Origin of the sequence: Butyrivibrio sp. MC2021 (assembly GCF_000621605.1) — a bacterium.
GTDB lineage: Bacteria > Bacillota > Clostridia > Lachnospirales > Lachnospiraceae > Butyrivibrio.
Genome location: NZ_JHXX01000012.1, coordinates 19,725 through 45,644 on the forward strand (window position 1 = coordinate 19,725; position 25,920 = coordinate 45,644).

Annotated in this window: 17 protein-coding genes; 16 read left to right on the plus strand and 1 reads right to left on the minus strand. The window is 45.1% G+C overall.

The features are described from left to right. The first annotated feature begins 1 nt into the window (after position 1). The 13 genes from T359_RS0114600 to T359_RS21790 all read left to right on the plus strand — a co-directional run bounded on the left by T359_RS0114600 (position 2) and on the right by T359_RS21790 (position 17,387). Entirely contained in the window at positions 2-1,303 is a 1,302-nt protein-coding gene (locus T359_RS0114600; protein ID WP_026518113.1) for a DUF5716 family protein, read from the plus strand. Positions 1,304-1,317: 14 nt separating this feature from the next. Continuing rightward, positions 1,318-2,166 (plus strand): hypothetical protein, encoded by an 849-nt coding sequence (locus T359_RS21785; protein WP_026518114.1) that lies wholly within the window; start codon positions 1,318-1,320, stop codon positions 2,164-2,166. 4 nt (positions 2,167-2,170) lie between these two features. Next, the gene (locus T359_RS0114610; RefSeq protein WP_026518115.1) at positions 2,171-3,364 is read left to right on the plus strand and encodes a hypothetical protein; all 1,194 of its coding nucleotides are present in this window, start codon (positions 2,171-2,173) and stop codon (positions 3,362-3,364) included. A gap of 118 nt (positions 3,365-3,482) precedes the next feature. Then, complete coding sequence (purF, locus tag T359_RS0114615) at positions 3,483-4,925, plus strand: amidophosphoribosyltransferase (protein ID WP_026518116.1); 1,443 nt, start codon at positions 3,483-3,485, stop codon at positions 4,923-4,925. Between the two features lie 17 nt (positions 4,926-4,942). Further along, positions 4,943-6,376 carry an adenylosuccinate lyase gene (gene purB / locus T359_RS0114620; protein WP_026518117.1) on the plus strand — a complete coding sequence of 478 codons (1,434 nt, stop codon included), beginning with the start codon at positions 4,943-4,945 and terminating at the stop codon, positions 6,374-6,376. Positions 6,377-6,546: 170 nt separating this feature from the next. After that, positions 6,547-7,410, plus strand: a complete 864-nt coding sequence (metF, locus tag T359_RS0114625) for a methylenetetrahydrofolate reductase [NAD(P)H] (protein WP_026518118.1) — start codon at positions 6,547-6,549, stop codon at positions 7,408-7,410. 13 nt (positions 7,411-7,423) lie between these two features. Further along, a complete protein-coding gene (locus T359_RS0114630; RefSeq protein ID WP_051545474.1) occupies positions 7,424-8,437 on the plus strand; it encodes an AAA family ATPase in 1,014 nt (337 codons plus the stop codon). A gap of 27 nt (positions 8,438-8,464) precedes the next feature. After that, a complete protein-coding gene (locus tag T359_RS0114635; RefSeq protein WP_026518120.1) occupies positions 8,465-9,364 on the plus strand; it encodes a DUF58 domain-containing protein in 900 nt (299 codons plus the stop codon). Next, positions 9,330-9,824, plus strand: coding sequence for a hypothetical protein (locus tag T359_RS20580; RefSeq protein ID WP_051545476.1), 495 nt, complete (start codon positions 9,330-9,332; stop codon positions 9,822-9,824). The genes T359_RS0114635 and T359_RS20580 overlap by 35 nt, the downstream gene beginning before the upstream one ends. Further along, entirely contained in the window at positions 9,815-10,927 is a 1,113-nt protein-coding gene (locus T359_RS0114645) for a hypothetical protein (protein WP_026518121.1), read from the plus strand. The genes T359_RS20580 and T359_RS0114645 overlap by 10 nt, the downstream gene beginning before the upstream one ends. Positions 10,928-10,980: 53 nt before the next feature. After that, a complete protein-coding gene (locus tag T359_RS0114650) occupies positions 10,981-11,883 on the plus strand; it encodes a vWA domain-containing protein (RefSeq protein WP_026518122.1) in 903 nt (300 codons plus the stop codon). Continuing rightward, positions 11,880-12,650: a tetratricopeptide repeat protein gene (locus tag T359_RS0114655; protein ID WP_026518123.1), complete on the plus strand. Its 771-nt coding sequence runs from the start codon at positions 11,880-11,882 to the stop codon at positions 12,648-12,650. Before T359_RS0114650 ends, T359_RS0114655 begins: the two co-directional genes overlap by 4 nt. Positions 12,651-12,890: 240 nt before the next feature. Next, complete coding sequence (locus T359_RS21790) at positions 12,891-17,387, plus strand: leucine-rich repeat domain-containing protein (protein WP_026518124.1); 4,497 nt, start codon at positions 12,891-12,893, stop codon at positions 17,385-17,387. Between the two features lie 101 nt (positions 17,388-17,488). Here T359_RS21790 and T359_RS0114665 read toward each other — a convergent pair whose 3' ends face one another. Further along, entirely contained in the window at positions 17,489-18,010 is a 522-nt protein-coding gene (locus T359_RS0114665; RefSeq protein WP_026518125.1) for a peptidylprolyl isomerase, read from the minus strand. A 114-nt stretch (positions 18,011-18,124) separates the two neighbouring features. On the opposite strand from T359_RS0114665, the gene T359_RS0114670 reads away from it, so the two are divergent. The 3 genes from T359_RS0114670 to T359_RS21795 all read left to right on the plus strand — a co-directional run bounded on the left by T359_RS0114670 (position 18,125) and on the right by T359_RS21795 (position 25,808). Then, a complete protein-coding gene (locus T359_RS0114670) occupies positions 18,125-18,817 on the plus strand; it encodes a 4'-phosphopantetheinyl transferase family protein (RefSeq protein ID WP_026518126.1) in 693 nt (230 codons plus the stop codon). 22 nt (positions 18,818-18,839) lie between these two features. Continuing rightward, a complete protein-coding gene (locus T359_RS0114675; protein WP_026518127.1) occupies positions 18,840-19,484 on the plus strand; it encodes a trimeric intracellular cation channel family protein in 645 nt (214 codons plus the stop codon). A 213-nt stretch (positions 19,485-19,697) separates the two neighbouring features. Continuing rightward, a complete protein-coding gene (locus T359_RS21795; protein ID WP_051545478.1) occupies positions 19,698-25,808 on the plus strand; it encodes an Ig-like domain-containing protein in 6,111 nt (2,036 codons plus the stop codon). Positions 25,809-25,920: the final 112 nt, after the last annotated feature.

Sequence of the window (25,920 nt, forward strand, 5' to 3'; positions counted from 1 at the left end):
TATGCTTTTTGGAAGTGCGGATGAAAAACGCTTTGTACTGGGCTACGATCTGGGGGAGAAGGTTTCACAGATAAGCTTTCTTGCCTCCGATGCGGACATGCCGGAGACGTTGTCAGTACTGGCGGGAGCTGAACTTTATAATATTCCCACAGTCCTTTGCAAGAGGAAGGATGTGAATCAGTGGTTCTACGGTAAGGAAGCTGTGCGTCACATCCGGGAGGGAGACGGAATCCCCGTGAACAACCTTCTTGCGTCGGCCAGGGAAGGCAAGCCGGTCAAGGTGGGGGATTCGGAGTATGACCCCATTGCCCTTCTTACTCTTTTTATAAAAAGAAGTCTTTCCCTGCTGTCCATGGAGCTGTCTCTGGACATGGTGGAAGCCATTATGTTCACCACCGGAAGCCTTGACCACAGAATGGTTCAGGTCCTTAATGCGGTGACAGCGGCACTGGAGCTTAAGACCACCAACATCTTTTACCAGAGTCATGAGGAGAGTTTTTTCAACTATATGCTGTATCAGCCCGATGAGCTGATGCACCACACCATCCTGGCCTGTGACTATGATCTGGAGAATATGAACATTTTCCGGATGAACCTCAATCACAACACCAAGCCGGTGGTGGCAACCATAGATGTCAAGAACTACGATAGCTTAAGGCTCGGGCCCGACGGCTTTCCCAAGGATGCGGCCCTGTTCCACAGGACCTGCGACAGGCTGGATGATGAGTTTTTGACCATAATGCAGAAGATATGTTCCGAGAGGATCGTTTCCACCATATTTTTGCTGGGTGACGGCTTCCATGAAAAATGGACCAAGAGATCCCTGGAGTTTTTGTGCAGAACAAGGCGTGTTTTCCAGGGCAACAACCTCTTTAGCAAGGGGGCCAGCATTGCGGCCAGAGAGAGGATCCGTCCCACTCTGGTGGACAAAAAATATGTCTTCCTGGGGGAGGACAAGCTCAAGGCCAACCTTGGAATGAATCTTTTAAAATGCGGAAAGGAAGTGTATTTTGCCCTTCTGGACGCAGGTGTTAACTGGTATGAGGCCGAGAATTCTTTTGACATAATCATGGATCCCAGCGGCATCATCAATATTCAGGTTACACCTCTTACAGGCAAGAGCCCAAGACTTGTGCAGTTCTATCTGGAGGGTCTGGAGAAGAGACCCAACGGAACCACAAGACTTCACATATCACTGGATATGCCCTCCGTGGACGAGGTCAATGTGAAGGTCCAGGATATGGGCTTTGGAGAACTATTCCCGGGAACCGGACAGGTCTGGGAGCAGCTTATTGAATTGTAATCAGGGAGCGTTTTATGAGCAGACCAATTCTTTGTATAGGAACCTATGCAAAAGAGCCCTACAACATAGAGAGGATCGGGCGAAATGTATATTGTATAGAGGAGCTTTGCTACTGCCTGGTTCAGAACGCCTTTCTTCTGGATGAGGAGAGCTTTGACAGAGAGCTTTTTAACTGGATAGACAGAGAGTGCTCTCTCACGAGGCTGGCGGACGAACTCAGGAACATGGCGGCCAAGCGCTGCTCCATGGCTTCCATTGCAGGAACCATTCTGGACTACGTGGGCTACAACTCCAAGGAAGAGGTGGACAGGACCGAGGAGATCCTTCGTGAGAACGCCGGCATGGACATCTACAAGAAGAAGCTGGCAAGAGCCGAGTTTCTTATGAAGAATGAGAAATTCAGCATGGCCTTCAAGGAATACGAGTTTCTTCTTAATAACACCCCGGACATAGACAGGAAGCTTCGGGCCAGGATTGAGCACAACGAAGGCGTCATGTATGCCAAGCTGTTCCTCTTTGACATGGCAGCCAAGATGTTTGCCAAGGCCTATGAGGATGACCACAACTACGAGTCCTATCTGCAGTATTTATCTGCTGTGAGAATGGGACTTACGGATAAGCAATACGTCTCCTTTATAGCAGAGAACGAGGACGCCTATGAGGCCTCTCTGGAGCTTGAAGCCAGAATGAATGAGGCGGCGGATCTCTACGCTGCGGGGGAGGACAATCTTATGCTCAAGAGCCTTCTGGTCTACAAGGCCGAGGGCAAGATGCATGAGTACTATGAGAAGGTAGGAAGCCTTACTGAGGAGCTCAAGGAAGATTATAGATATGTAGTCAAGGAAAAAAGTGTGAGCAGGTGAGATAATGGGGATATTCGACACCATCTTTGGAAGAAACACCAAAATTGATACCGCTACCAAGAACGAACTGGAGAGCTGGAGTGATATTGTCTATACCAGAAAAGATCTGGATATGGACGACCCGGTTCAGCGAAGGGAATATATAAACAGCTGTCTTCAGCAGATGGAGGAGGCTGCCAGGGAACTGGATGTACTGGAGATGGAGTACAACGACGTCACCAGCCATCTGAGGGACATGGAGGAGATAGATGCCCTTCCGCCGGAGCAGAGAGCGGAGATCAACGTCTGTGCCTCCAGGATCCTGGAATCCCAGGAGAAGCAGGACAAATACAATAAGCGCAAGAACCGCATAACCGATGCGGAGTATGAGCACATGGAGAGGCTTGAGAAGGAAGCTGTCTCCGGTATCAAAAAGCTCTCCGAAGCCGAGAACTACCAGAAGAAGATCCGTAACGACTTAAAGCGTCTGGACGGGGAGCATGAGGCCTATCTTTTCAGACAGGAGGAGCTTCAGAAGGCTATCGACAACTCCAAGAATCTGATCATAATTGTGGGAGTTGCTCTTTTACTTATAATAATCCTGCTGCTTGTACTGCAGTACGGGCTGGGGCTCAACGTCATATACGGCTACATGGTGGCTGTGCTTCTGGCGGGAGGCGCCGTAACTCTTTTATATGTTCACAGCACCAATGCCCAGCTTGAGATGAAGGGTGTCAAGAAGTCCATTTCAAGGCTCATCATGCTGCAGAACCAGGTCAAGATCAGATATGTCAACAACACCAATCTCATAGATTATCTCTGCCTTAAGTATGGCGTTAACAGCGCCAAGGAGCTCACAGCCCTTTACGAGAAGTATCTTCAGGAGAAAAAGGACCGTGAGATGGTGGAGGATGCCCGCAAGCTCCTGGATGCCAATCAGAAGGATCTTGTATTCATGCTCCGTCACTACAGGGTCAAGGATCCTGATATCTGGCTTCACCAGATCGAGGCCCTTCTTGATCACAACGAAGAGGTGGAGATCCGACACGCCCTGAACGTTCAGCGCTCCAAGCTCAGGAAGCGCATGGAATACAACAGGGATGTGGTTGCCGGCAATGCCAAGCTGGAGATCGAGGATATGGCCCGGCAGTATCCCGAATACACCCAGGAAATCCTGGATATGGTTTCCCGCTATGAAGATAAATATCCCAACGAATAGGGTACAGAATATACTTTATTCTTGTTAAAAATGATGATTGCCACAGACACGGTATGATGTTATTATTGTCGTGTTTGTGGCACATTTTTTTATGAATGCTTCACATGAGGAGATTATTATGAACGAAAGCAGGACGGAGAATTATAAACGCCTCGGGGAAGAATGCGGCGTTTTCGGAATGTACGACTTCGACGGAGGCGATGTGGCGGGGTCCATCTATTACGGCCTTGTTTCCCTTCAGCACAGAGGTCAGGAGAGCTGCGGTATCGCCGTCAGCGAGACCATGGGTCCCAAGGGCAAGGTTTCCAGCTACAAGGATATGGGCCTTGTTAATGAGACTTTTACTCCGGAGATTTTAGACAGCCTTAAGGGTGATATAGGCGTCGGTCATGTTCGTTATTCCACAGCAGGCAGCAGCACCAGAGAGAATGCGCAGCCGCTGGTTCTTAATTATGTTAAGGGTACCCTGGCTATGGCCCACAACGGTAACCTTGTCAACGCACCTGAGCTCAGACACGAGCTTTCTTACACCGGTGCTATTTTCCAGACAACAATTGATTCAGAGGTAATTGCATATTATATCGCCAGAGAGAGACTTGTTTCCCAGTCTGTAGAAGAGGCGGTAGGCAGAGCCATGCAGAGGATCAGAGGAGCATACAGCCTTGTTATCATGTCTCCCAGGAAGCTCATCGGAGCAAGAGATCCCTACGGATTCAAGCCCCTTGTTATAGGAAGAAGAGAGAACTGCTACGTCCTGGCTTCAGAGACCTGCGCTCTTGACACCATAGGAGCCACATTTATCAGAGACGTTGAGCCCGGTGAGATCGTCACTATCTCTCCCGAGTACGGAATTCAGTCCGATAAGAGCATGTGTATTTCCAAGGATAAGCATGCCCGTTGTATTTTTGAATATATCTATTTTGCAAGGCCCGACAGCACCATCGACGGCATCAGCGTATATGACGCCAGAATAGCCGCAGGCAGATTCCTTGCCAAGGATTCACCGGTGGATGCAGACATGGTTGTGGGTGTTCCCGAGTCCGGTAACGTGGCAGCTCTGGGTTATGCCCTGGAATCCGGAATTCCTTACGGACAGGCCTTTGTAAAGAACACTTATATAGGAAGAACCTTTATCAAACCCAAACAGAAAAACAGAGAATCCAGTGTTCAGGTCAAGCTCAATGCTTTAAAGAGCGCTGTTTACGGCAAGAAGATCATTATGATCGACGATTCCATCGTAAGAGGAACCACCTCGGACCGCATTGTGAGAATGCTTCGCGATGCCGGGGCAAAAGAGGTACATATGAGAGTCAGCTCGCCGCCGTTTTTGTGGCCCTGCTACTTTGGAACCGATGTACCCGCCAGGGATCAGCTCATTGCCTACAACAGGAACGTTGATGACATCTGTAAGATCATTGGCGCAGATTCACTGGCATATCTCGGAATAGACAGACTTGAAGAAATGGTTGGCGGCAATCTTGGCATCTGCAAGGGATGCTTTACCGGAAATTACCCTGTTGATCCGCCCACAGAAGATATCAGAGGAAGCTACGATAAATAACCAATAGGAGGAGTATTATGAGTACAGACCGCTACAGCAGCCCATTATCAGAGCGTTACGCAAGTAAGGAAATGCAGTATATCTTTTCCCAGGACATGAAGTTCAGGACTTGGAGAAAGCTTTGGATCGCCCTGGCAGAGATAGAGAAGGACCTGGGCCTTAACATTACTCAGGAGCAGATCGACGAGCTCAAGGCTCATCAGGATGACATCAACTATGATGTTGCAAGAGCCAGAGAAAAGGAAGTAAGACATGACGTAATGAGCCATGTTTATGCCTACGGACAGCAGTGCCCCAAGGCCAAGGGAATCATCCACCTGGGCGCCACCAGCTGCTACGTTGGTGACAATACCGACATTATCATTATGACTGAGGGACTGAAGCTGGTTCGTAAGAAGCTTGTTAACGTCATCGCAGAGCTTGCCAAATTCGCAGACAAATACAAGGATCAGCCCACTCTCGGCTTTACACATTTCCAGCCTGCACAGCCTACAACAGTAGGAAAAAGAGCAACCCTCTGGCTGCAGGATTTCACCATCGATCTTGAGGATCTGGACTTTGTACTTGATAATATGAAGCTCCTCGGTTCCAAGGGAACCACAGGAACACAGGCTTCCTTCCTGGAGCTTTTTGACGGAGATCTTTCCAAGGTTGACAGACTTGATCCCATGCTTGCGGAGAAGATGGGCTTTAAGGGCTGCATGGCAGTTTCAGGACAGACCTATTCCCGTAAGATCGACATGAAGGTTGTGAACGTTCTTGCAGGCATCTGCTCATCAGCTACCAAGATGGCACAGGACATCAGACTTCTTCAGCACCTCAAGGAGGTTGAGGAGCCCTTTGAGAAGAGCCAGATCGGTTCTTCAGCCATGGCCTACAAGAGAAATCCCATGAGAAGTGAGAGAATCTGCTCTCTTTCAAGATATGTGATCGTAGATATGCTTAATCCCGCCATCACAGAGGTTTCACAGTGGTTTGAGAGAACCCTGGACGATTCAGCCAACAAGAGACTATCAGTTCCCGAGGGCTTCCTGGCAACAGACGGTGTTCTGGACCTTTGCCTCAACGTTGTGGACGGTCTTGTGGTATATCCCAAGGTTATCGAAAAGCATATGCTGGCTGAGCTTCCTTTCATGGCAACAGAGAATATCATGATGGATGCAGTTAAGAAGGGCGGCGACAGACAGGAGCTTCATGAGAGAATCAGAGAGCTTTCAATGGAAGCCGGCAAGACTGTAAAGGTAGAGGGTAAGGACAACAATCTTCTTGAGCTCATCGCAGCTGATCCTGCCTTTAACTTAAGCCTTGAGGAGCTTCAGGCATCAATGGATCCCAAGAAGTACGTTGGATGCAGTGCTCACCAGGTTGAGAAGTTCCTTGGAGAGGTGGTACAGCCTATCCTTGATGAGAACAAGGACATCCTCGGAGTTACAGCAGAAATCAATGTTTGATATAGGAAAATCAGAGAGGAGCTGCCGGATAAGCAGCTTCTCTTTTTTCTGATTAGAGACTTTCAACTCGCCGAATCAGGCATCTTATTTTATTGAAAAAGGCGCCCTGATTTGGTAGTATATGATGAATGAAAAGAAGTTTTGTTATTTTATCTGATGGGGATTAGTGTATGAAAATTAGTGATCTTATTAAAGAAAAAGAAGTTACTCTTTCTTTCGAAGTTTTTCCACCCAAAACCGATGACGGATACGAGGCGGTTGAGAGGGCTGCAGCGGAGATCGCAGCTCTTAAGCCTGATTTCATGAGCGTTACCTACGGAGCAGGCGGCGGCACCAGCAAGAACACAGCCAATATCGCAGCTGACCTTCAGAACAAGTACGGTACCAATGTTCTTGCTCATCTTACCTGCGTATCATCCACCAAGGAGCATGTGAGGAATATGATCTCCGTTTATAAGGAGAAGGGCATTGAGAACATAATGGCCCTCAGGGGTGATATTCCCAAGGAAGGCCGTGTCTGCTTCGATTACAATTATGCCACAGAGCTTATATATGACATCAAGTCTCTGGACGAGAGCATTTGTATAGGCGGTGCCTGTTATCCCGAGGGACATGTTGAGTGCGCAAGGCAGTCGGAGGACATTCAGCATCTTAAAGAAAAGGTTGATGCAGGATGCGACTTTTTGACCACCCAGATGTTTTTTGACAATTCCACATTGTACCAGTTCCTGTACAGAATCAGGGAAAAGGGTATTAACGTTCCGGTGCTTCCGGGAATCATGCCTATAACAAACGCAAGGCAGGTAGCAAGGAGCGTTGCTCTTTCAGGTTCCACTATTCCTCAGAAGATGAAGATAATGGTGGACAGATTTGCTGATGATCCCCAGAAGATGAAGGAAGCGGGAATCATTTACGCCAGCGATCAGATCATCGATCTTATTTCCAACGGCGTCAGCCATATCCACGTATATTCAATGAACAAGCCTGATATCGCAGCGGGAATCATGAGAAACATTGCGACAATAATCAGATAAGGAGATATATATTATGAGTGAACCAGTTAATACAGGCGCAAAGAGCGCCATTGTGGAGAGCGAATATCATTACTCTCAGGAAGTTATCAAGAAGCTTTCAGATTATTTCGATGCCAAGGTTGTAGGACAGCAGCAGCTTAAGTTTTCACTTATCGCAGCTATCCTGGCAGACGGACATATCCTTGTGGAGTCTGTTCCCGGTCTTGCCAAGACCACAGCAGCCAAGGCTATTTCAGATGCGGTAGACGGCAAGTTTGCAAGAATCCAGTGCACACCTGACCTTCTTCCCGGCGATATCGTAGGTACACAGATCTACAATCAGGCCAACGGCAAATTCGAGACCATCCTTGGTCCTGTTTTCGCCAACTTCGTACTTCTTGATGAGGTTAACCGTTCCAGCGCCAAGACACAGTCAGCCATGCTGGAGGCCATGCAGGAGAAGCATGTAACCATCGGCGGAACCACATACAACATGCCTGAGGACGTATTCATCGTAATCGCAACCCAGAACCCCATCGAGCAGGAGGGAACCTATCCTCTTTCAGAGGCTCAGACAGACCGTTTCATTGTCAAGGAGGTTATCACATATCCTCTTGCATCCGAGGAGGTTGAGATCCTTAACAGATTAGAGAGCGGTGTTATCTCAAGAGTTGATCCCGCGGTTCTTACCATCAAGGATATCGATCAGGTTCAGGATATCGTTGATAAGGTATATGTTGATGAATCCATCAAATGGTACATTTCCAGTATCGTTGTTGCCAGCAGAAGAGCCAACCAGATCCAGGGCCTTGAACTTGGCAAGTATGTAAGAATCGGAGCCAGCCCCCGTGCTTCCATCGCCTTCCTTAAGATGGCCAAGGCTTCAGCCCTTATGCATGGAAGAACCTATGTTACCCCTGATGATGTCAAGATGGTTAGACATCAGGTTCTCAGACACAGAATCGGCCTTAACTATTCAGCTGTTGCCGATAATGTGACAGTAGAGCAGGTAATCGACGGAATCGTTAATTCTGTTAAGACTCCATGATAATTAAGAAATCTACAAGGTGCAGCAATGAAGATTGATTACGAGTATTTATCAAGAATCAGAAGAGCGGTAGCTCTTTACACAAACAAGAAGACTTCCAATATTCTTGACGGTGATTTTCATTCAATCCACAGAGGCCGCAGCATGGAGTTCGACGATCTCAAGGAGTATAACTTCGGTGATGATGTACACGACATCGACTGGAAGAGCTCCTCACGAATGGGTTCCATCGTTGTAAGACGATATATGACAGACCGTCGTCACAATGTAATGTTTATCTGCGACTGCGGAGACAAGATGCTGGGAGATACCGATAAGGGCCAGCCCAAGAAGGAACTTGCTCTTATGCTTTTCGGAACTCTGGCTTATATCACCGGAAGAAACGGCGCCGATTACGCACTGGCTTATCCCAAGGGAGACAAGGCCAACATCAGTATGTTCAGGTCGGGACCGGAACATCTTGAGAAGCTTCTTTATGATTATGAACAGCATTTGCCCGATGATGCCTCATGTTCACTGGGCAATGTCCTTGATCAGGTGGTGGGTTCCATCAATAAGAGGATGATCATTTTCCTTGTTACCGACAGTGCCGGCATTGAGAGCCTTGATCCCAAGATGCTCAGGGCCATTACCAAGACCCATGACCTTCTTATTTTCAACATTGAGGACGCATGGCTCACCGGCGATCACGTATATGATACCGTGATCAGGAGATATGAGAGACTGTTTTTATCCCACCACAGAGAGCTCCACGAGGAAGAGAGAAGACAGAGAAGGGCAATGATCGAAAGTTTCAACGAGATGTGCAAACAGTGCAAGATCAGCATGACCAGCGTTTCTGCGGAAAGTGAGATCATCGACAAGACAATAGATTTATTAGAGAGGTACAAACATGGTTACTACGGTTACTTTACAAGCTCCGTTTGAATACAGCTGGTGGGTGCCGATTCTGGGGCTGTTTCTGCTGGCAGGAGCAGGCGTATGCATTTTCTTTTTTGCGACAGCGCTTAAGAAGTATCTTCCGGAGAGAAAGAAGAATAATCTTCCCAAGGTCAGAAGCCTTTCACCTCAGGAACTGTTTGCTCTTAAGAGAAAATATGAGGGCCAGCTTCAGGGACTTCTCAACACCTACGCAAGCAATCAGATTGAAAAGAGAGAAGCATATCAGGATCTTAGCATGCTGATCAGAGAGTTTGTCCATGATGCCACAGGAATCCATGTGGAGAACTACACGGTAAAAGAGATCAGATCCCTTGGCATCAGAAGACTGGACATGCTGATGGATGAGTATTATGTTCCTGAATTTGCGGAAGAATTCAGAGCAAAGCACAAGGACTTTAATGTTTCCTGTAATACAGCTTTAGGAGTGATCAGAACATGGAGTTAATGCATAAACAGGCCATTGTCATTGGCGTTATAGTCACGATAGTGGTTTTGGGGCTTACCTTTTTTATCAAGAGGAAAAAAAGTGAAGAGTACAACAGCGGAATAAGGGCTGCCAACACTCAGAAAATCAGAAACACAGCTCTTTATAAGAAACTTACCGGAAGATATAACATACTGCGTGGAGTGCTGATCGCAAGTCTCATAGCTTCCATAATTTCCTGTCTCGTCCTTGCGGCAAGGCCCTACAGGACAGATGAGGTTATGAACGGAGTTAAGAAAAGAGATATCATCCTTTGCCTGGATGTTTCCTATTCACTGTACGATCTTAACTATGAGATCACCGATTACCTCAAGGGTGTGGTTGCAGGACTTAAGGGAGACAGGATTGGAGTAAATATCTTCAATACTTCAACAGTTACTTACGTTCCCCTTACAGATGATTACGACTATGTTATCACCAAACTGGATGAGCTGTCCGAGTACTTCATAATGCAGAAGGAGTACATGGAGAACTACGAGGACAATCCGTATTTCAGCTATTCTCAGATGTCAGAAGCTGAGAGAGAACACTATGATGAGCTTAGCTACAAGCTCCGTTATTATAATGCGGGAACTCTGTATGACAATATGACAAGAGGTTCATCTCTTATCGGAGAGGGCCTGGGAACAGCACTTTATACATTCCCTTATATTGATGATTCCGAGAGAACAAGAGTTATCATCATGTGCACAGATAACGAGCTCAATGCCATCGGCGGACAGATCATGAACCTCAAGGAAGCTTCCAATGCCTGCAAGAGCCATAAGGTTACGGTTTTCGGTATCTTCCCTTCAGAGGAGAAGTTCTATGATCCCATGAGTTACAACTATGCTTCATGTCTTGGTGAGTTCAAGTCTGCCATTGAGAACACCGGCGGCAAGTTCTATGTAAGAACCGCTGACCAGTCGGTTTCCGAGATCGTGCAGGACATCCAGAGACAGGAAGCCATGATCGTTAAGACGGTAATGTCCAGCCAGACAGTGGATCTCCCGGAGATTCCCTTTGTAATATTATTAATTTGCCTCGCTCTTGGAAGTGCGGCAGGATTGGTGTTGCAGAAATGAGTATAAGGCCGATTTTTCCTATTTTTATAATGATAGTCATATTGGTGGCTCTGATGGGAGCAACAGCCTATGTACTATTCAAAAACAAAACTGATATAAAAGAAAAGATTTTTTCCATGGTAAGACTGGGGATTATCTACATCCTGCTTTTTACCATCGGACTCAGACCCGTAAGTGTCAAAACAGATTATGAGTTTGCCATGAAGAACCTGGACGTTATGATAGTTGTGGATACTACCATCAGTATGTGGGCCAGGGATTATGACGGAAACAAGGAGAGGATGAAGGGCGTTGTGGCCGACATTAAGGGCATCACACAGACCCTGGCAGGAAGCAATTTTGCACTGGTGGCCTTCGATGACAAGGCAAGGGTTCTTTCTCCTTTTACCCAGGACTTCGGTTATATAAACGATCTTGCGGATACCCTGAGATATCCTGACAGCTCCTCCGCCACAGGAAGTGATATGTCAATTCCCTACCATGATATGGAGGCTCTTTTATTATCAACTGCCAAAAAGGAAGACAGAAAGAGCATCATCTTTTTCATAAGCGACGGTGAGATCACCAATAACAAGGAACTCATTTCCTTTGAGCCCCTTTCAGAGTATGTCTCCGGAGGCGCGGTTCTTGGCTATGGTTCTGCCCAGGGCGGCAAGATGAAGGTTGAGTCGGGATATATCTACGATTACAAGACAAGAGAGGATGCTTTGTCCAAGATCAATGAGGATAACCTCAAGCAGATCGCTGAGGATCTTGGCGTAGATTATCTGAACCTCAATTCCGGTTCCAATTCTCTGAGCGGACTTCTTCAGATGATCAAGGACGGTTCCGCAGTGGTGATCGAGAAGGGCGACGGAGCAGAGGTTTATGAGGATATTTACTACTATTTTGCTATCGCTCTGGCAGTGATGCTTTTAGTGGAATTATTCTTTGTGATAAGGAGGGAAAGACTATGAACGACAAAAAGAAATTCCCTGGACTTACAGTGATTCTTGGAGTGGTGGGAGTGATCCTTCTGATCCTCGGATTATCAATTTTCATTAAGGTTGGAATCAACCACAGCTTTATTTCGCAATACAACAAAAAGGTATATGCTGCAGAAAAGGAACAGGCTCTTCTTGTGATGAATGTGCCTGAGAGTTATCTTCCATACTACAACCTGGGAAATGCAGCTTATAAGAACGGCGATTACAACAGCGCCATTGCCTATTACAATCAGGCGCTTCAGCTCAATCCTCCCAAGGGCAGGGAGTGTGATATCAGGATTAACCTTGCGCTTTCTATGGTATACACCATAGATTTCAATCACCTGGATTCACAGGACAAGATCAATACAGCATTGATCATTCTCTATAAGGCAAGGGATGTCCTTCTGGAAAAGGGCTGCGCAGCAGAAAATCCTGAGGATGCCCATAATGCAACAGCACAGCAGCTCAAAGAGGATATAGACAAACTTATCGAAATGTTGGAGAACCCTGAGAAGGGCGGTGGCAGCGGAGATGAGCCGGATACCCAGCAGCCTTCAGGGGGCAGCGGAGATGATCCTCAGCAGCCTTCAAGCGGCGACGACAAGATGAAGAACAGGCTTCGTAAGCAGCAGAAGGATGCTCTTGATGAAAAAACAGAGCAGCAGGAGGACCTTGAAAAGGGTTATAACGGCGGCCGAAACAGCGGCAACAAGACAGGAAGCAGCAGTGATTCCGGTTATACCAATCCATGGTAAACATAAAGAGTTATCCGATCTTATCAGGTCGGATAACTCTTTTTCTATATATAGTGAAAATCACAGAAAAATAATGATTTGTCAGTCTTTTATCTAAATACAATATGATGTATAATTAACAGGAATATAAGACGATATTTTGTGATATTATGCCCAAAATATTGCTCTTTATTCCGATAATGCAAACACAATATATAGTGTGAAAAGGTTTATTATGTTAGGAGGAGTAAGATAGTGCACATGAAGAGATTTTTGGCCGTGGCCTTAAGTGCGGCAATGATTGTTTCTTCCGCTGTTCCGAGCTTCGCTGCAGAAGACGGTGCGATTTTCCTGGAAGAGGCAGCAGCTGACGAGGCTTCATCTTCTGAAACCTCAGAGGATGAGACCACCGGGGATGTGGCCACAGAGGACATTAGTGATGACGAAGCTTCCTTTGAGATTTCCCTTGAGGATGTTTCCGAGGAACTTTCGCTGGAGGATGCTTCCGAGGAAGAAGTAGAACTATCAGATGAGGCAGCTTCCTTAGAGGATTCACAGGAGCTTCAGGAAGCAGATGAGGAAACAGCTGAGCTTATGGCGAATCCTTCCAAGTGCTTCGGTGTTGATGAGAACGGAGCTCTTACCTGGGAAGGCGGAAGCGGCAAGATTCCTACGGATGCGGTTATTCCTGAGGCAGTAACCAGCATTCCTTCAGGAGTATTCGTAGACACCAGATTCAGTAAGGATACTACTACAATTCGTTTTGAGGCGAAGGAGCCCAAGGTTGTAGTTGAAGAGGATGCCTTTAAGTATTGTTCCAAGCCCTTCACTGTTAAGGGTGCAGCCATCAAGACTGTTGAGAAGAATGCTTTTTCAGGAAGTGGAGTAGTTTCCGTAACTCTTGAGAATGCTGAAAAGATTGATGATTTTGCATTTTATAACTGTACCAAGCTTAAGAGCCTTGTAGTAGGCGGCTCTCTTAAGCGTATCGGTGAGTATGCATTCTATTGCACACAGCTTCAGGAGCTTGATCTTACAGAGGTTACAGCAGAAGGGTTCACCATGGGATCTAAGGCCTTCGAAGCCTGCGAGAAGCTCACTGATGTGAAGCTTCCCGATGTTCTTGAAGAGGTTCCCACAGAGGCTTTCAGAGACTGTATCGCACTTAAGACTGTTATCTTCGGAACCAAGAAGGGACTGCTTCATACCATCGGAGTAAGTGCTTTTGAAGGATGTAAGGCTATCGCCAACCTTGAGTTCTATAATGTTAAGACCTTTGGAAGTCTTGCGTTTTCCGGATGCTCCGCACTTAAGTCCATCGAGATCAATTATGCAGGTGAGGACATCGCTATTTCTGATAATGCATTCCCTGCCAATCCGGCCAACTGGAAGATTGCCATGAGAGGTAAATCTCCTGCGGTTAAGGCCTATGCTGTAAGACGCGGATATGTTTACTACGGTGATGAGTATGATATACATGTAGATTACAAATATAACGATGATCGTCAGTTTGTTACTGTAAAGACATTGGTTAATAACAAGGCTGCAACTAAGGCTGAAGAAGATGTAATGGTTACAGCAGTGGTAACTCCTAAAGAAGGATACGCCCTGGAAAATATCAGGTTTGCTACTGCGAACGGTGCAAACTATGTGGATATTCCTGCTACAGAATGGAAATATGTAGGTGAGAAGGATAAGGCCCTTACCTTTGAGTTTACAATGCAGGATGAGGATACTTTTATTGTCATTGACATGATCGCCAATGACAAGATCAAGTTTAATTCTCCTTCACTGAAGATCAGAGATAATAAGGGAGATAACAAGATCGACACTGCAGGAATCCAGGACAAGGTAATTGTTTATAACGGAAGTACTGTAGTAGGACCATGGTTATGGAATTTCACTTCCAGTGCCAACAGCTCCCTTTCAATAACTGAGGACGGTACCATCACAGCCATCAAGGCAAAAGAGGGTATCACCATCACAGCCACACTTAAGACTGATTCATCCGTTAAGGCAACTATTAAGCTGTCAGTATTGGATTCAGTGGTAGTTAAGAGCATAGCTCTGGACAAACTTGATGAGACCAAGCCCAAGGATGCAGCATTCATTCCTGCTGAATACGACAGAGGAGACTATGATGTTATTGAGGTCATGAGCTATTACAACAGAACCTCAGACATTGTATTCAAGGTAAAAATGAAGGCTTTTGCCACAGAGGATGGCACCGGCAAGGCATTATATGCCAAGTCCACCTGGACATCTGTTGACGGCAGCATTGCTGCAGTAGAGTCTGAATCCTCATATACAAATGAGAACAATATCATTGTTAAGAAGGGCGTTCGTGGTGAGACCATGATCACCGTTTCAGTTCTTAACAAGGGAGATAAGACAGCAACAGCTGCCAACACCAAGAGCTTTATTGTTCGTATTGTTGATCCTACACCGAGACTTAGGAATTCTGAGATCACAGTAAACTATTCATCAAGCACAGGAACTGAGCTTGGTATCGTTCCTGTCAAAGGATATCCTGTGGAGGGCAGCTCCATCAGACTTGTGGACAGCAAGGGCAAGGAGTCCAAGGAACTCAAGGTTTACCAGAGCGTAGACGGCAAGTTCTACATTGCCAAGCATGACAACAATACCAAGGTTAAGAGCAAGGAATACACCGGAGATACACAGCTCTTCATTGCGGGTGAGTTTGGTGGAAACTCCAAGGGAGTTGAATTTAACAAGCTGGGTATTACCAAGATCATTCTTACAGATAAGCCTCTGGCACCAACCCTTACCGTTAAGGGCATGATCAATCTTTTCTACAAGGGATCCTCAGCAGGAGCCGTAGATGTAACCCAGAGCGTTAAGAATTCAGCAGTAACTAAGTATGAGCTTGTTTCAAAGGAAAGAAAGGCCAATTCCAAGGCAGAGGACAAGTTCAGAGCAAACTTCAATGTTTCATACAATGAAGAGGACAGAACCTTTACAATTACAAGAACAGGTACCAAGGTAGAAAAGGACAAGAGCGGAAATGCAGTTACTTCCGGATTCCTTTCAATCACCTATGCAGGCTATAGTGATCCCGTTTATCTTGCACTTACTGTTCCTACAGAGACAGCAGATCCCGGATATTCCCTGAGCACCAAGAAGGCCACCAGAAATGTCCGCAACCAGGATCATGAATTTGACCTTCAGCTGGTTAGAAAAGTAAAGGTAAATAAGAAGAAGGTTCAGCAGGTTCTTGAACTTGATGAGTCAGAAGTAGAACTTACACATGATTCCAAGTATGCATATGAGATCGTAAGTGTAGAAAATGATACCATCAAACTCAGACACAAAGGATATGCAGCAGATTCCAAGGCACAGATCGTTGTTCACAAGGATGAGTGGGGAGATGACCTTACCTATACTTTCAACCTTAAAGCAACAAATAAGCTCCCTGAGAACAAGCTTTCATTGAGCAAGCTTACACTTAACAGAAATCATCCCGAGGAGACAGCAACCTTTGATCTTGCAGAACTCTCTGACGGAGAATATGTAGATGTTGAGGCTGTTCCTACAGGAAAGAATGCTTTTGACTTTGCAAAGTTTGAGCTTACAGGAAAGAATACAGTTACAGTATCCTTTGATAAGACAGCAGTTGCCAGCGGAACCTATACCTTCAGCGTTGTTCCAAAGGTAAGCTACGACTCCATGACAGAGAGCCTTGCTCCTGCCAAGATCAAGATTGTAGTAACAGACAGCCTTCCTGCAGTTAAGCTTAAGAGCAATACTCTTAACTTTAACGCAAACTATCCCGGAATGGAGACTGTATCAACAACCTACACAATCACCAATCTTCCTGCAGGAACAGAGAAGACTGTCGATATCAAGGAAGTTAGCTTTACTGCTTCAGGACATAGCTATAAGTTAGAGAAGATTGCAGAACTTAAGAGTTTTGAAGGCGGCAATATTTCAATGGTTCTTCTTGATACTCCTGAGGTTAGAGTAAACAAGGGCAAGACACTTAAGTATGAAGTAAAAGCCAAGGTAGCTGATAAATTTGTTGATCCTTTCTATATTTCAATCAAGCTTAAGGATGCAACTCCTAAGGTAAGTGTTAAGGCTTCAGGCTCCATCAATCCTATAGACAGAACCACAATGGTTACCTACACAGCTACTGTTAAGAACCTTGTTACAACAAATCCCGGATTTAAGTTGGTTGAGCTTGATTCAAAGGGCAGAGATATTAAAGAAGAGGATTATCATTTCGAGCTTGTACCTGATGAGAAAAATACAAATGTTGTTCATGTTAAGGTTAAGGATGACATGAGTGTAGATAACGCCAAGAGCTATACCATCCGCCTTATGTACACCAATATTCCAAGCGCTAAGGTAAGCAAGCTTACAATTAAGCCAAAGCAGATCCTTCCTAAGGTTAAGTCAGATGTTAAGTCCAAGACAGTATTCGCACTGGCTGATGACAGAAGCTTCAACGTACATGTTTCCCATGTGATTGATAAGAAGGCTGTTGTAAAAGAGCCTGAGATCTATGCAATCACCTGGGCTAAGGATACACCGGCATCAGTTAAGAAGGCATTCAAGATCAGATATGATTTCAATGATGCTGATCTTACCAGCAGCGACCTTAAGGTAGAACTTGTTAACCCTGCTGCATTGGTTCTGAACCAGGTCTATACTTTGAACTTCTCAGTTCAGTATAAGGATCAGGCACCGAACTCCACAGGCAACACAATTTCAGTTAAGGTTACTGTTAAGAAGTAATCAGAAGAAATAATGTAGTTAACTCCTTGCAACACAAAAGCAGGAGAATGGCTCCCATCCATTCTCCTGCTTTTTCTTTTATATTTTTTATTAAACTAAGATCAGTATTTCTCCGGTTCCGGATAATCTACTCCGAAGGTCTCAACGGTTACAGTCTTCATAACCTGTGGAGTTGTAGGTCTGTCGTTCCAGTCAGTCTGGGTCTCTGCGATGGTATTAACAACCTCCATGCCTTCAGTAACCTTACCGAATGCAGCGTAGTCTCCGTCGAGATGAGGAGATGTCTTGTGCATGATAAAGAACTGGGATCCTGCTGAGTTGGGCATCATTGAACGTGCCATGGAAAGAACACCCTCAGTGTGCTTTAAGTTATTCTCAAAACCGTTGGATGAGAACTCGCCCTTGATGCCGTAGCCGGGGCCGCCCATTCCTGTTCCTTCAGGATCTCCGCCCTGAAGCATGAAACCGCTGATTACGCGGTGGAAGATAAGTCCGTCATAGAAATTCTTCTTGATAAGTGAAATGAAATTATTAACTGTGTTAGGCGCAATCTCGGGATAAAGCTCAGCCTTTATCACATCGCCGTTTTCCATAGTAATGGTAACTATAGGATTCTGTGCCATTTTCGTTCCTCCTTTTTTGATGACAGTCATCAACAGTTAGTTTATCATATTAAATGTGATTTGTTACAGAAAATAATTCGGGGTCTGACCCTGATCTTGGTTTTGCGAGGAAATATGGGCGTTTGCAATAAAGTATACGTTTATGATGTCAGCGTTTTTTCCGACAGAGAGCTCTTTGATAAGTTCTACGGACAGATGGATGACAAAAGAAAAGAGAAGATAGACCGCTTTAAAAATGCCAGCGACAAGTACCTGTCTTTGGGAGCGGGGGTTCTTTTGAAGACAGTGCTCTCTGATGTAGGGATAAGAGACTATGAACTTAAGTATGGTAAAAATGATAAACCGTATCTTGAGGGAGACAGTGGTCTGTTTTTTAATTTGTCTCACTCCGGGAAATATGCGATAATGACAATCTCTGACAGGGAAGTCGGAATCGATATAGAAAAGAACAAGAAATTTGAGGACTCATTGATAAAGCACATCTTTGATGAAGAGGAGATATCTTTTGCCAATGATATACTATCCGGTGCAGAGACCTTCAGCGCCACCTGCAGCAGAAATGCGGATGTCCTTTACACCGGGATGTGGACTGCCAAGGAGAGTGTGATGAAGTTCTTCGGTATCGGTCTTGGCATGGATCCTGTTAAGATTCATCTTGAGATGAACGAGGATATGCAGTGCCTTAAGGCTACTGCCCGGGAACATGATTGCAGCGGACTTTTTATCCACAGGTACGAACTGGGAGATTACCAGATATCGGTCTGCAGCGAATATGAAACCTATGGCGGGATCATTCCTATAGGTTGAGAAAGGTGGAAGAAGTAAAGAAATGAATTTTCCAATAATGATTTTTATAGAGAATGTGGGCATTATCGCTTTTGCCATTTCGGGAGCGGTGGTGGCAGCCAGAAAGGATATGGATATTTTCGGAATCAATCTGCTGGCTATGGTGACGGCCACCGGAGGAGGTCTGATAAGAGATCTTATCATCAATAATACCCCTCCTGCCATGTTCGTTAATCCCATGTATACCATCATAACTCTGATCACAGCCAATATAGCCTTTCTGGTCATGTATTTCAAAAAGCCCATACCCAAGGAAATATCCCCCTGGTATGACAAGTCACTGTTCTGGCTGGACACCTTAGGTCTGGCATCCTTTACTGTAGACGGAACCTTTACGGGAATCAATTCCCCCTATTCAGACAATATGTTTCTGGTGGCTTTCCTGGGAGTTATCACCGGAATCGGCGGAGGTATCATGAGAGATGTATTTGCCGACAAGGTTCCCTATGTACTTGTGAAGCATGTTTATGCGATTGCCTGTATCGCAGGCTCAGTGGTGACGGTGGTTTTATGGAAGTATACCGCCAATGATGTACTCTGCACCCTGGCAGGATTTTTCACCATTGTTATCCTTCGCTGGCTGGCCATGCATTTCGAATGGAACCTGCCTACAGTTCATTTGCAGTAAGTATTTTTGCCCGTCTTTTGACGGGCTTTTTTATTAACTTAAACGATTAAAAAATGCTTTCGTAATAAATTTACATAAAAAAGTCTCGGGTGTATAATTTATTTGCGTGTGTTTATGTGCGGAAAACAGGCTAGGGATTAGGCTGCTTTTGGTTGAGACATTGCATATTGGATAGCCTGTCGGTAACAAAAAAATTGATAGGAGGAATGTGGAATGATGAAACAAAGAGTGCTGGCTGCAATGCTGGGTCTGTGTCTTGCACTGACGCAAATGCCCTGCGCTGCTCTGGCGGCGGAACCTGGAGAACTTGGTTTTGCGGGAGAAGACGAACCTATAGCGGTTCAGGACATCGCCATCGAAAGGGAGTCTGCGGACGAAGAGCTTTTGGATGACGATGAAGAGTCTATTGAATTATTGGAGGAGGCAGAGGTGCCCGAAGAGGTAACTGCTGAGCCCATCCATGAAGAACAATCAGAAGCAGCTGATTTTGCTGATACGGCTACTAGTATTTCCAGTGCAGCAGAATTTGCCGCTATCAAAGATAATCTTTCCGGAAGTTTTATCCTCACAAAAGATATTGATTTAAGCAGCTACTCAGAGTGGACACCTATCGGTGTAAGCGAAAGTGAGGCTTTTACAGGAATACTTGACGGTAATGGACATACTGTTAAGCTCGGAACAGTATCAGGCACAAGCTACGATTATTTCGGACTCTTTGGCTGTGCTAAAAATGCAACAATCAAGAATCTTGATGTTCAGATTACTACCACTGCAGGTATGACTGTTGGTGCTATTGCTGGATATGCTTACAATGTTACGATGGAGTCATGCTCTGCAAGTGGCGCGGTAGTAGGCTCCAAGGACACCGGTGGCTTGATTGGTTATGCTGAAAATACTTTTGTTCGTAACTGTTATTCTACTGCAACAGTAACAAATTCATCATCAAGCGGTGATGATGGCGCAGGCGGACTTATCGGTGAAATGCATGGTAGTAACAGCGGAACAACAAAGGTTGTCAGCTGTTATGCTCTCGGAGAGATCAGCAAGACAGCAACTACTGATGGAATAGGCGGCATAGCCGGTAGACGGACAGCTTATTACTATGGAAATACAGTAATACAGTTTTCTTTCTATGGTGAAGTCGGTGCATCCGATAAAAAGAACGGCTTTGGAGTTAAGAATGAGCACTTGCAGGATCCGGCTACATTTGTAGGCTGGGATTTTGATCATATTTGGGCTCTTGACTCTACTCATGACGGATACCCTTATCTTAAGAGAACCGGGGCATATCAGACCTTTGAACTTAGCGGTATCGGATCAGTGGATAATCCATACATAATCACCAGTGAAGAAGAACTGGCTGCTATTGCCCGTGGCGAGATAGGAACAGATACTTTTTCATACTGCTATAAGCTTGGAAATGATATTACTTTGACAGGTACATATTGGACTCCTATCGGTGGTAACAGTATGCCCGCACTGACGGGAACCTTTGATGGCGCAGGACATAAGATTTCCAATCTTAAAATTGATGCTGTTGGATATTCTAACCAGGGACTTTTTGGAACCTTTAAAGGAATATTAAAGAATCTTGATGTTGTTAATGCAAAAATTACAGATAGTGCAACGGTGGGTATTCTCGGTGGAGATTTCGAAGGTGCAACTGTTGAAGCATGCTCAACAGAAGGTTCTGTTATTGGTACAGAAAATGTTGGTGGTCTCATAGGTTATTCAGAGAATACAACAGTACGTAACTGCTATTCCACAGCTACTGTTACCGGTAATTCAAATAATGGTGATTATGGAATCGGCGGACTCGTTGGTAGACTTCATGGTGCTAACAGTGGTTATTCCAAAATTATCATGTCCTATGCATCAGGTGTTGTCTCAAAGTCGGAATCGTCATCTACATCAATAGGTGGTCTTGTTGGAAAACGTTCTAACTATTACTATGGAAAAAATGTTATTTTGGACAGTTACTTTTCTGCAAGAACAAGGCAGAGTGATAGGAACAATGGATTTTCACTTAGCCCCAAAGTTATGCAGAAACCGGAAACCTTTGTGTATTGGGACTTCGAAAATATATGGCAGTGTAATTCAACTGAAAATGGAGGACTTCCCACACTCAGGCATACTAAGGATTATCAACCGGTTAAGCTTAAAGGTCAGGGAACTGCGACATCACCATATATTATTTCCAATGAGCAGGATCTTGCATCGGTTGCAAGAGGCGAAACCGGAGCGAATAACTATACTGCATATTATAAGCTGGATAAGGATATCACCATTACATCAGAGTATTGGACTCCTATCGGAGGAAATGGTACCGATGCTTTCAATGGAAATATTGATGGTCAGGGCCATTCAATAACAGGACTTACGATCATATACAGAGGCTACGGTTCAGAAGGTCTTATCGGAGAAGGCTCAGGTAATATTTCCAACCTCATCATGAAAGATGTTTTGATCAAGGAAACTACTCAGGCCGGTGCAATCTATGGTTCTAGCGGAAGCAATACAGTTATCAGTGCCTGCGAATCCTTTGGCGAAATATCCGGTACAGGTGATATGGGTGGTCTTGTAGGTCACGCTGAGAACACTAAGATCCTTAATTCATTTTCTAGGATGGATATCACAAGTTCATCCACAGCCACCGAAGATGGTGTAGGAGGACTTGTAGGAGAACTTCATGGAGCAAACAGCCAGGTAGCAACCATAAAGGATTCCTACGCGGCCGGAAAGCTTATTAAAGAGAATACTAAAAATGGAATAGGTGGTCTTGCAGGATACAGATCAACCTATTACTACGGAAGAACAATTATTTATGACAGCTTTTATGACACAACAGTAACAGGTGTTAAGGAAACTGTTGATGGATTTGGTATTACTTCTGACTTAATTAAGGATGCTTCAACGTTTACTTATTGGGATTTCAAGAATGTTTGGGCAGTTGATGATGAAGTCAATGATGGTTATCCGTATCTGACATTTAAGGGAGATTATACACCGGTTGTTCCGGAAGGAAGTGGTGTTGAACTTGATCCTTATTACATTACTAATGAGTATGAGCTTGCTGCACTTGCAAAGGGCGAACTAGAACTCAACGGTTATTATCTCCTGGATAATGATGTGATAATTACCTCCAAGTATTGGACTCCTATATCCTGTAATGGAGAAGAGGCGTTCAGTGGTGTATTTGATGGAGATGGACATACCATCGCAGGCCTTACAATAAATGTACTTGGTTACGAGGATGAAGGACTGTTCGGTTATGTCAGCGGAACAATTAAGAACCTTAGAGTATCCGGTACGATCAAAAATGCTCATGCCGGTGGAATGCTTTGTTCTGTTCTTAAAGAAAATGCTAAAGTGATGAATTGTGCAACACTTGGCGCAATTGCCAGTGAAAGAACGACAGGCGGATTGATTTGCTATGCTGAGAATGCCACAATTCAGGATTGCTATTCAAGAGTTACAGTTACGAATATTACTGATAGTGATTCCTACAGTGTTGGAGGCCTCATTGGTCAGATCCATGGCGCTAATAGCCAAAAGTGTATTGTTACAAATTGTTATGCAACCGGGGATGTAACCAAGAATTCAGCTAATCTTGGCGGTCTTATCGGCAAAGCATCCACATATTATCATGGCACTTATGTAGTAACAAGTTCTTATTATGACAACAAGAATGATGGCTCTACTGACAAGGGTACCTATGTTTCAACAGAGGATATGAAGAAAAAATCAACTTATGTTGATTGGGACTTCGCTAAGACATGGTCCATAGCTTCCACAGAAAACGATGGATATCCACAGCTTAAGAGCTTCGAAGGACAAGAGATTCCTACACCTTCAGATACAGTGGATGTAAGGGGTGTTGAACTTAATAAGGGAACTCTTACCCTTAAGATTGGCGACAGCGAGACTCTTTCAGCAACAGTTTTACCTGTTTCAGCAACCAACAAAAATGTCAGCTGGAAGAGCTCAAATACGTCCGTTGCTACAGTTGATGCAAACGGCAAGGTAACAGCAGTTGCAGCAGGAACAGCCAATATCACAGTAACAACAGAGGATGGCAACAAGACAGCAACCTGTAAGGTCACAGTAACCGCTTCAGAGATCAAGCCCACAGCCATCGCACTTAATCAGACAACCCTTTCCCTTAAGAAGGGAGAGACAGAGGCCCTCACAGCTTCCTTTACACCTGAGGATGCAACAGATACAGATGTTACATGGTCAAGTGATGACACATCAGTTGCAACAGTAAATGAAAGCGGTCTTGTAACTGCTATTGCTAAGGGAACAGCTACCGTTACCGTAACTCTTGTCAGCGATTCCAAGATCAAAGCTACCTGTGAAGTTACCGTAACAGAGGAGAGCACAGTGGTTAAGACCACAGCAGTCACTCTGAATAAGAAGACGCTGAGTCTTGAAAAAAATGCCACAGAGACCTTAACTGTAACCTTTGATCCTAAAGATGCAACAGATAAAGTAGTTGAATGGAGCAGCAGCAATACTTCAGTTGCAACTGTAGATGCTAATGGTAAGGTAACAGCAGTTGCCAAGGGAACAGCTACAGTTACAGTCAATCTTAAGAGCGACTCTTCAGTAAAGGATACCTGTCAGGTAACAGTTACCGAGAGTGATATCCCCGGACCGGGACCCGGACCTGAACCTGAGCCGGAGCCAATAGTAGAGAACTATAATGTAAAATTCTATGTTGACGGATTTGACGAGTTACTTAAGGCAGCAACTATCGAGGCAGGCGATACAATAGTAGATGTCCTTCCCGACACCGCAGATGTAATGGCACTCATCCCTGATGGAGCTACTTTCCTCGGATGGTATATCGACGGAACCAGCATTCTTTGGGATGTGACAGCACCGGTTAACAGACATCTCGATCTTGAGGCCCGTTATATTGCAGCCGATGGTGGTGACAGTTCTTCTGATCCCGGATCAGGCCGTGATCCAGGACTTATCTTAGAAGATGGCGAGGATCCTGATATAACCGCAACCTATTTCTATGATGTATATATGGTTAAGGGACAGTCCTATACCTTCCCTGTTAAGTACGGTGATTTAAATCCTGAGAGCGCCGATGCATCCAAAAAGATCACCTGGACAACCTCAGACAAGACCACCATCAAGATCACAGGTAACTATAAGGCAAAAGCCCTTTTGGAAACAGATCCTGAAGATAATGTATATGTATCCGACAATGCCCTTCTTGCGGACAGCGAATATGTTTATGCGATCCACATCGTAGAGCCCAAGCTTAAGGATGGAACTACCGAAGCTCTTAAGACCTACAGCCTTATCAAGGGTGAAACAGTTCAGCTTACCATGGATGGCTTCGGAGAGTACGAGGACTACTACGATATATCCTGGAATACCACCAATGCTGAGATAGCCCGTGCCGATGACGGACTTATCACAGCAGCCGGCGCAGGAACAGCCAAGGTATCCGCTTTTGTAAACGGCAAGGCTTATACCTGCACCGTTAAGGTAGTTAACAGCAAGACTCCTGCCAAGATCACAGGAAAAGAAGCTATCAAGCTTGCTCCTCTTCAGTCTGCAACTCTTAAGTTCAAGATTAGCGGTTTCAAGGCCAGCGGCCTTGTATGGGCTGATGAAGAAGGACAGACACTTCCCGCATATAATAAGAGCGGAGCCCTTGTATCCGGAAGTGACAAGGTAGCTTACTATCAGAATGATGTAGTACGTATCACACCTGCAGGTAAGGTTACCGCTGTTGGCGTAGGAAGTACCACAATTACAGCCACCAGCAAAAACAATATCCAGGCTGAGGTTAAGATAACGGTTCCTGAGCCCGTTGCCAATGTAGTCTATGTAAATAAGGGCAAGAGCAAGAACATTAAGTACTACAATGTTAAGAACGGAACTTGGAATTACGGAGACAGCGACAGCGTCAATGTGATCGATCTTGACAGAAAAAAAGGCAAGGTAACCGGTGTGTCAGCCGGAAAAGCCCTGGTTAAGTGCGCTGTGGATCCTTACAACACAGGAAACAATATTGAGTATTCAACAATCGTATTTGTTGATGATCCTACAATCGATGTCAGTGCAACAGGAAAGTGGTCCGCTATAAAGAAATCCAGTGCTACCCTGACTCTTAATAACGGCGAGAAGTTCGTGGTTAAGCTCAATGATACTTATCAGCCTGCTATCTTTACAAGTAACAAGGCAGCAGTTGCCTTCGTTGATGAGGCTGGCGTTGTCAGTGCAAGAGGCACAGGAACAGCCACCCTTACCACACGGATCAATGGAATGAAGTTCACCATTAAGGTAGTAGTTAAGTAAATTATGATTTATATGAGGCCATCGCATCTTTTAGGTGCGGTGGCCGGTTTTTTTGTGGGCAAAAATATTCCCCTTTAATCCATGCCCATGTCATTCATCCCATTTCAAATGT

Excerpts from the sequence above, each read along its gene's own strand:
- T359_RS20580 (WP_051545476.1), top strand. The coding sequence starts at position 9,330 with ATGGTTACTACGGTTACTTTACAAGCTCCGTTTGAATACAGCTGGTGG.
- T359_RS0114665 (WP_026518125.1), bottom strand. The coding sequence starts at position 18,010 with ATGGCACAGAATCCTATAGTTACCATTACTATGGAAAACGGCGATGTG.
- T359_RS0114670 (WP_026518126.1), top strand. The coding sequence starts at position 18,125 with ATGGGCGTTTGCAATAAAGTATACGTTTATGATGTCAGCGTTTTTTCC.
- T359_RS0114655 (WP_026518123.1), top strand. The coding sequence starts at position 11,880 with ATGAACGACAAAAAGAAATTCCCTGGACTTACAGTGATTCTTGGAGTG.
- T359_RS0114650 (WP_026518122.1), top strand. The coding sequence starts at position 10,981 with ATGGGAGCAACAGCCTATGTACTATTCAAAAACAAAACTGATATAAAA.
- T359_RS0114630 (WP_051545474.1), top strand. The coding sequence starts at position 7,424 with ATGAGTGAACCAGTTAATACAGGCGCAAAGAGCGCCATTGTGGAGAGC.
- T359_RS0114610 (WP_026518115.1), top strand. The coding sequence starts at position 2,171 with ATGGGGATATTCGACACCATCTTTGGAAGAAACACCAAAATTGATACC.
- purF (WP_026518116.1), top strand. The coding sequence starts at position 3,483 with ATGAACGAAAGCAGGACGGAGAATTATAAACGCCTCGGGGAAGAATGC.
- T359_RS0114600 (WP_026518113.1), top strand. The coding sequence starts at position 2 with ATGCTTTTTGGAAGTGCGGATGAAAAACGCTTTGTACTGGGCTACGAT.
- T359_RS0114635 (WP_026518120.1), top strand. The coding sequence starts at position 8,465 with ATGAAGATTGATTACGAGTATTTATCAAGAATCAGAAGAGCGGTAGCT.
- T359_RS0114645 (WP_026518121.1), top strand. The coding sequence starts at position 9,815 with ATGGAGTTAATGCATAAACAGGCCATTGTCATTGGCGTTATAGTCACG.
- T359_RS21785 (WP_026518114.1), top strand. The coding sequence starts at position 1,318 with ATGAGCAGACCAATTCTTTGTATAGGAACCTATGCAAAAGAGCCCTAC.
- metF (WP_026518118.1), top strand. The coding sequence starts at position 6,547 with ATGAAAATTAGTGATCTTATTAAAGAAAAAGAAGTTACTCTTTCTTTC.
- T359_RS21795 (WP_051545478.1), top strand. The coding sequence starts at position 19,698 with ATGATGAAACAAAGAGTGCTGGCTGCAATGCTGGGTCTGTGTCTTGCA.
- T359_RS0114675 (WP_026518127.1), top strand. The coding sequence starts at position 18,840 with ATGAATTTTCCAATAATGATTTTTATAGAGAATGTGGGCATTATCGCT.
- T359_RS21790 (WP_026518124.1), top strand. The coding sequence starts at position 12,891 with ATGAAGAGATTTTTGGCCGTGGCCTTAAGTGCGGCAATGATTGTTTCT.
- purB (WP_026518117.1), top strand. The coding sequence starts at position 4,943 with ATGAGTACAGACCGCTACAGCAGCCCATTATCAGAGCGTTACGCAAGT.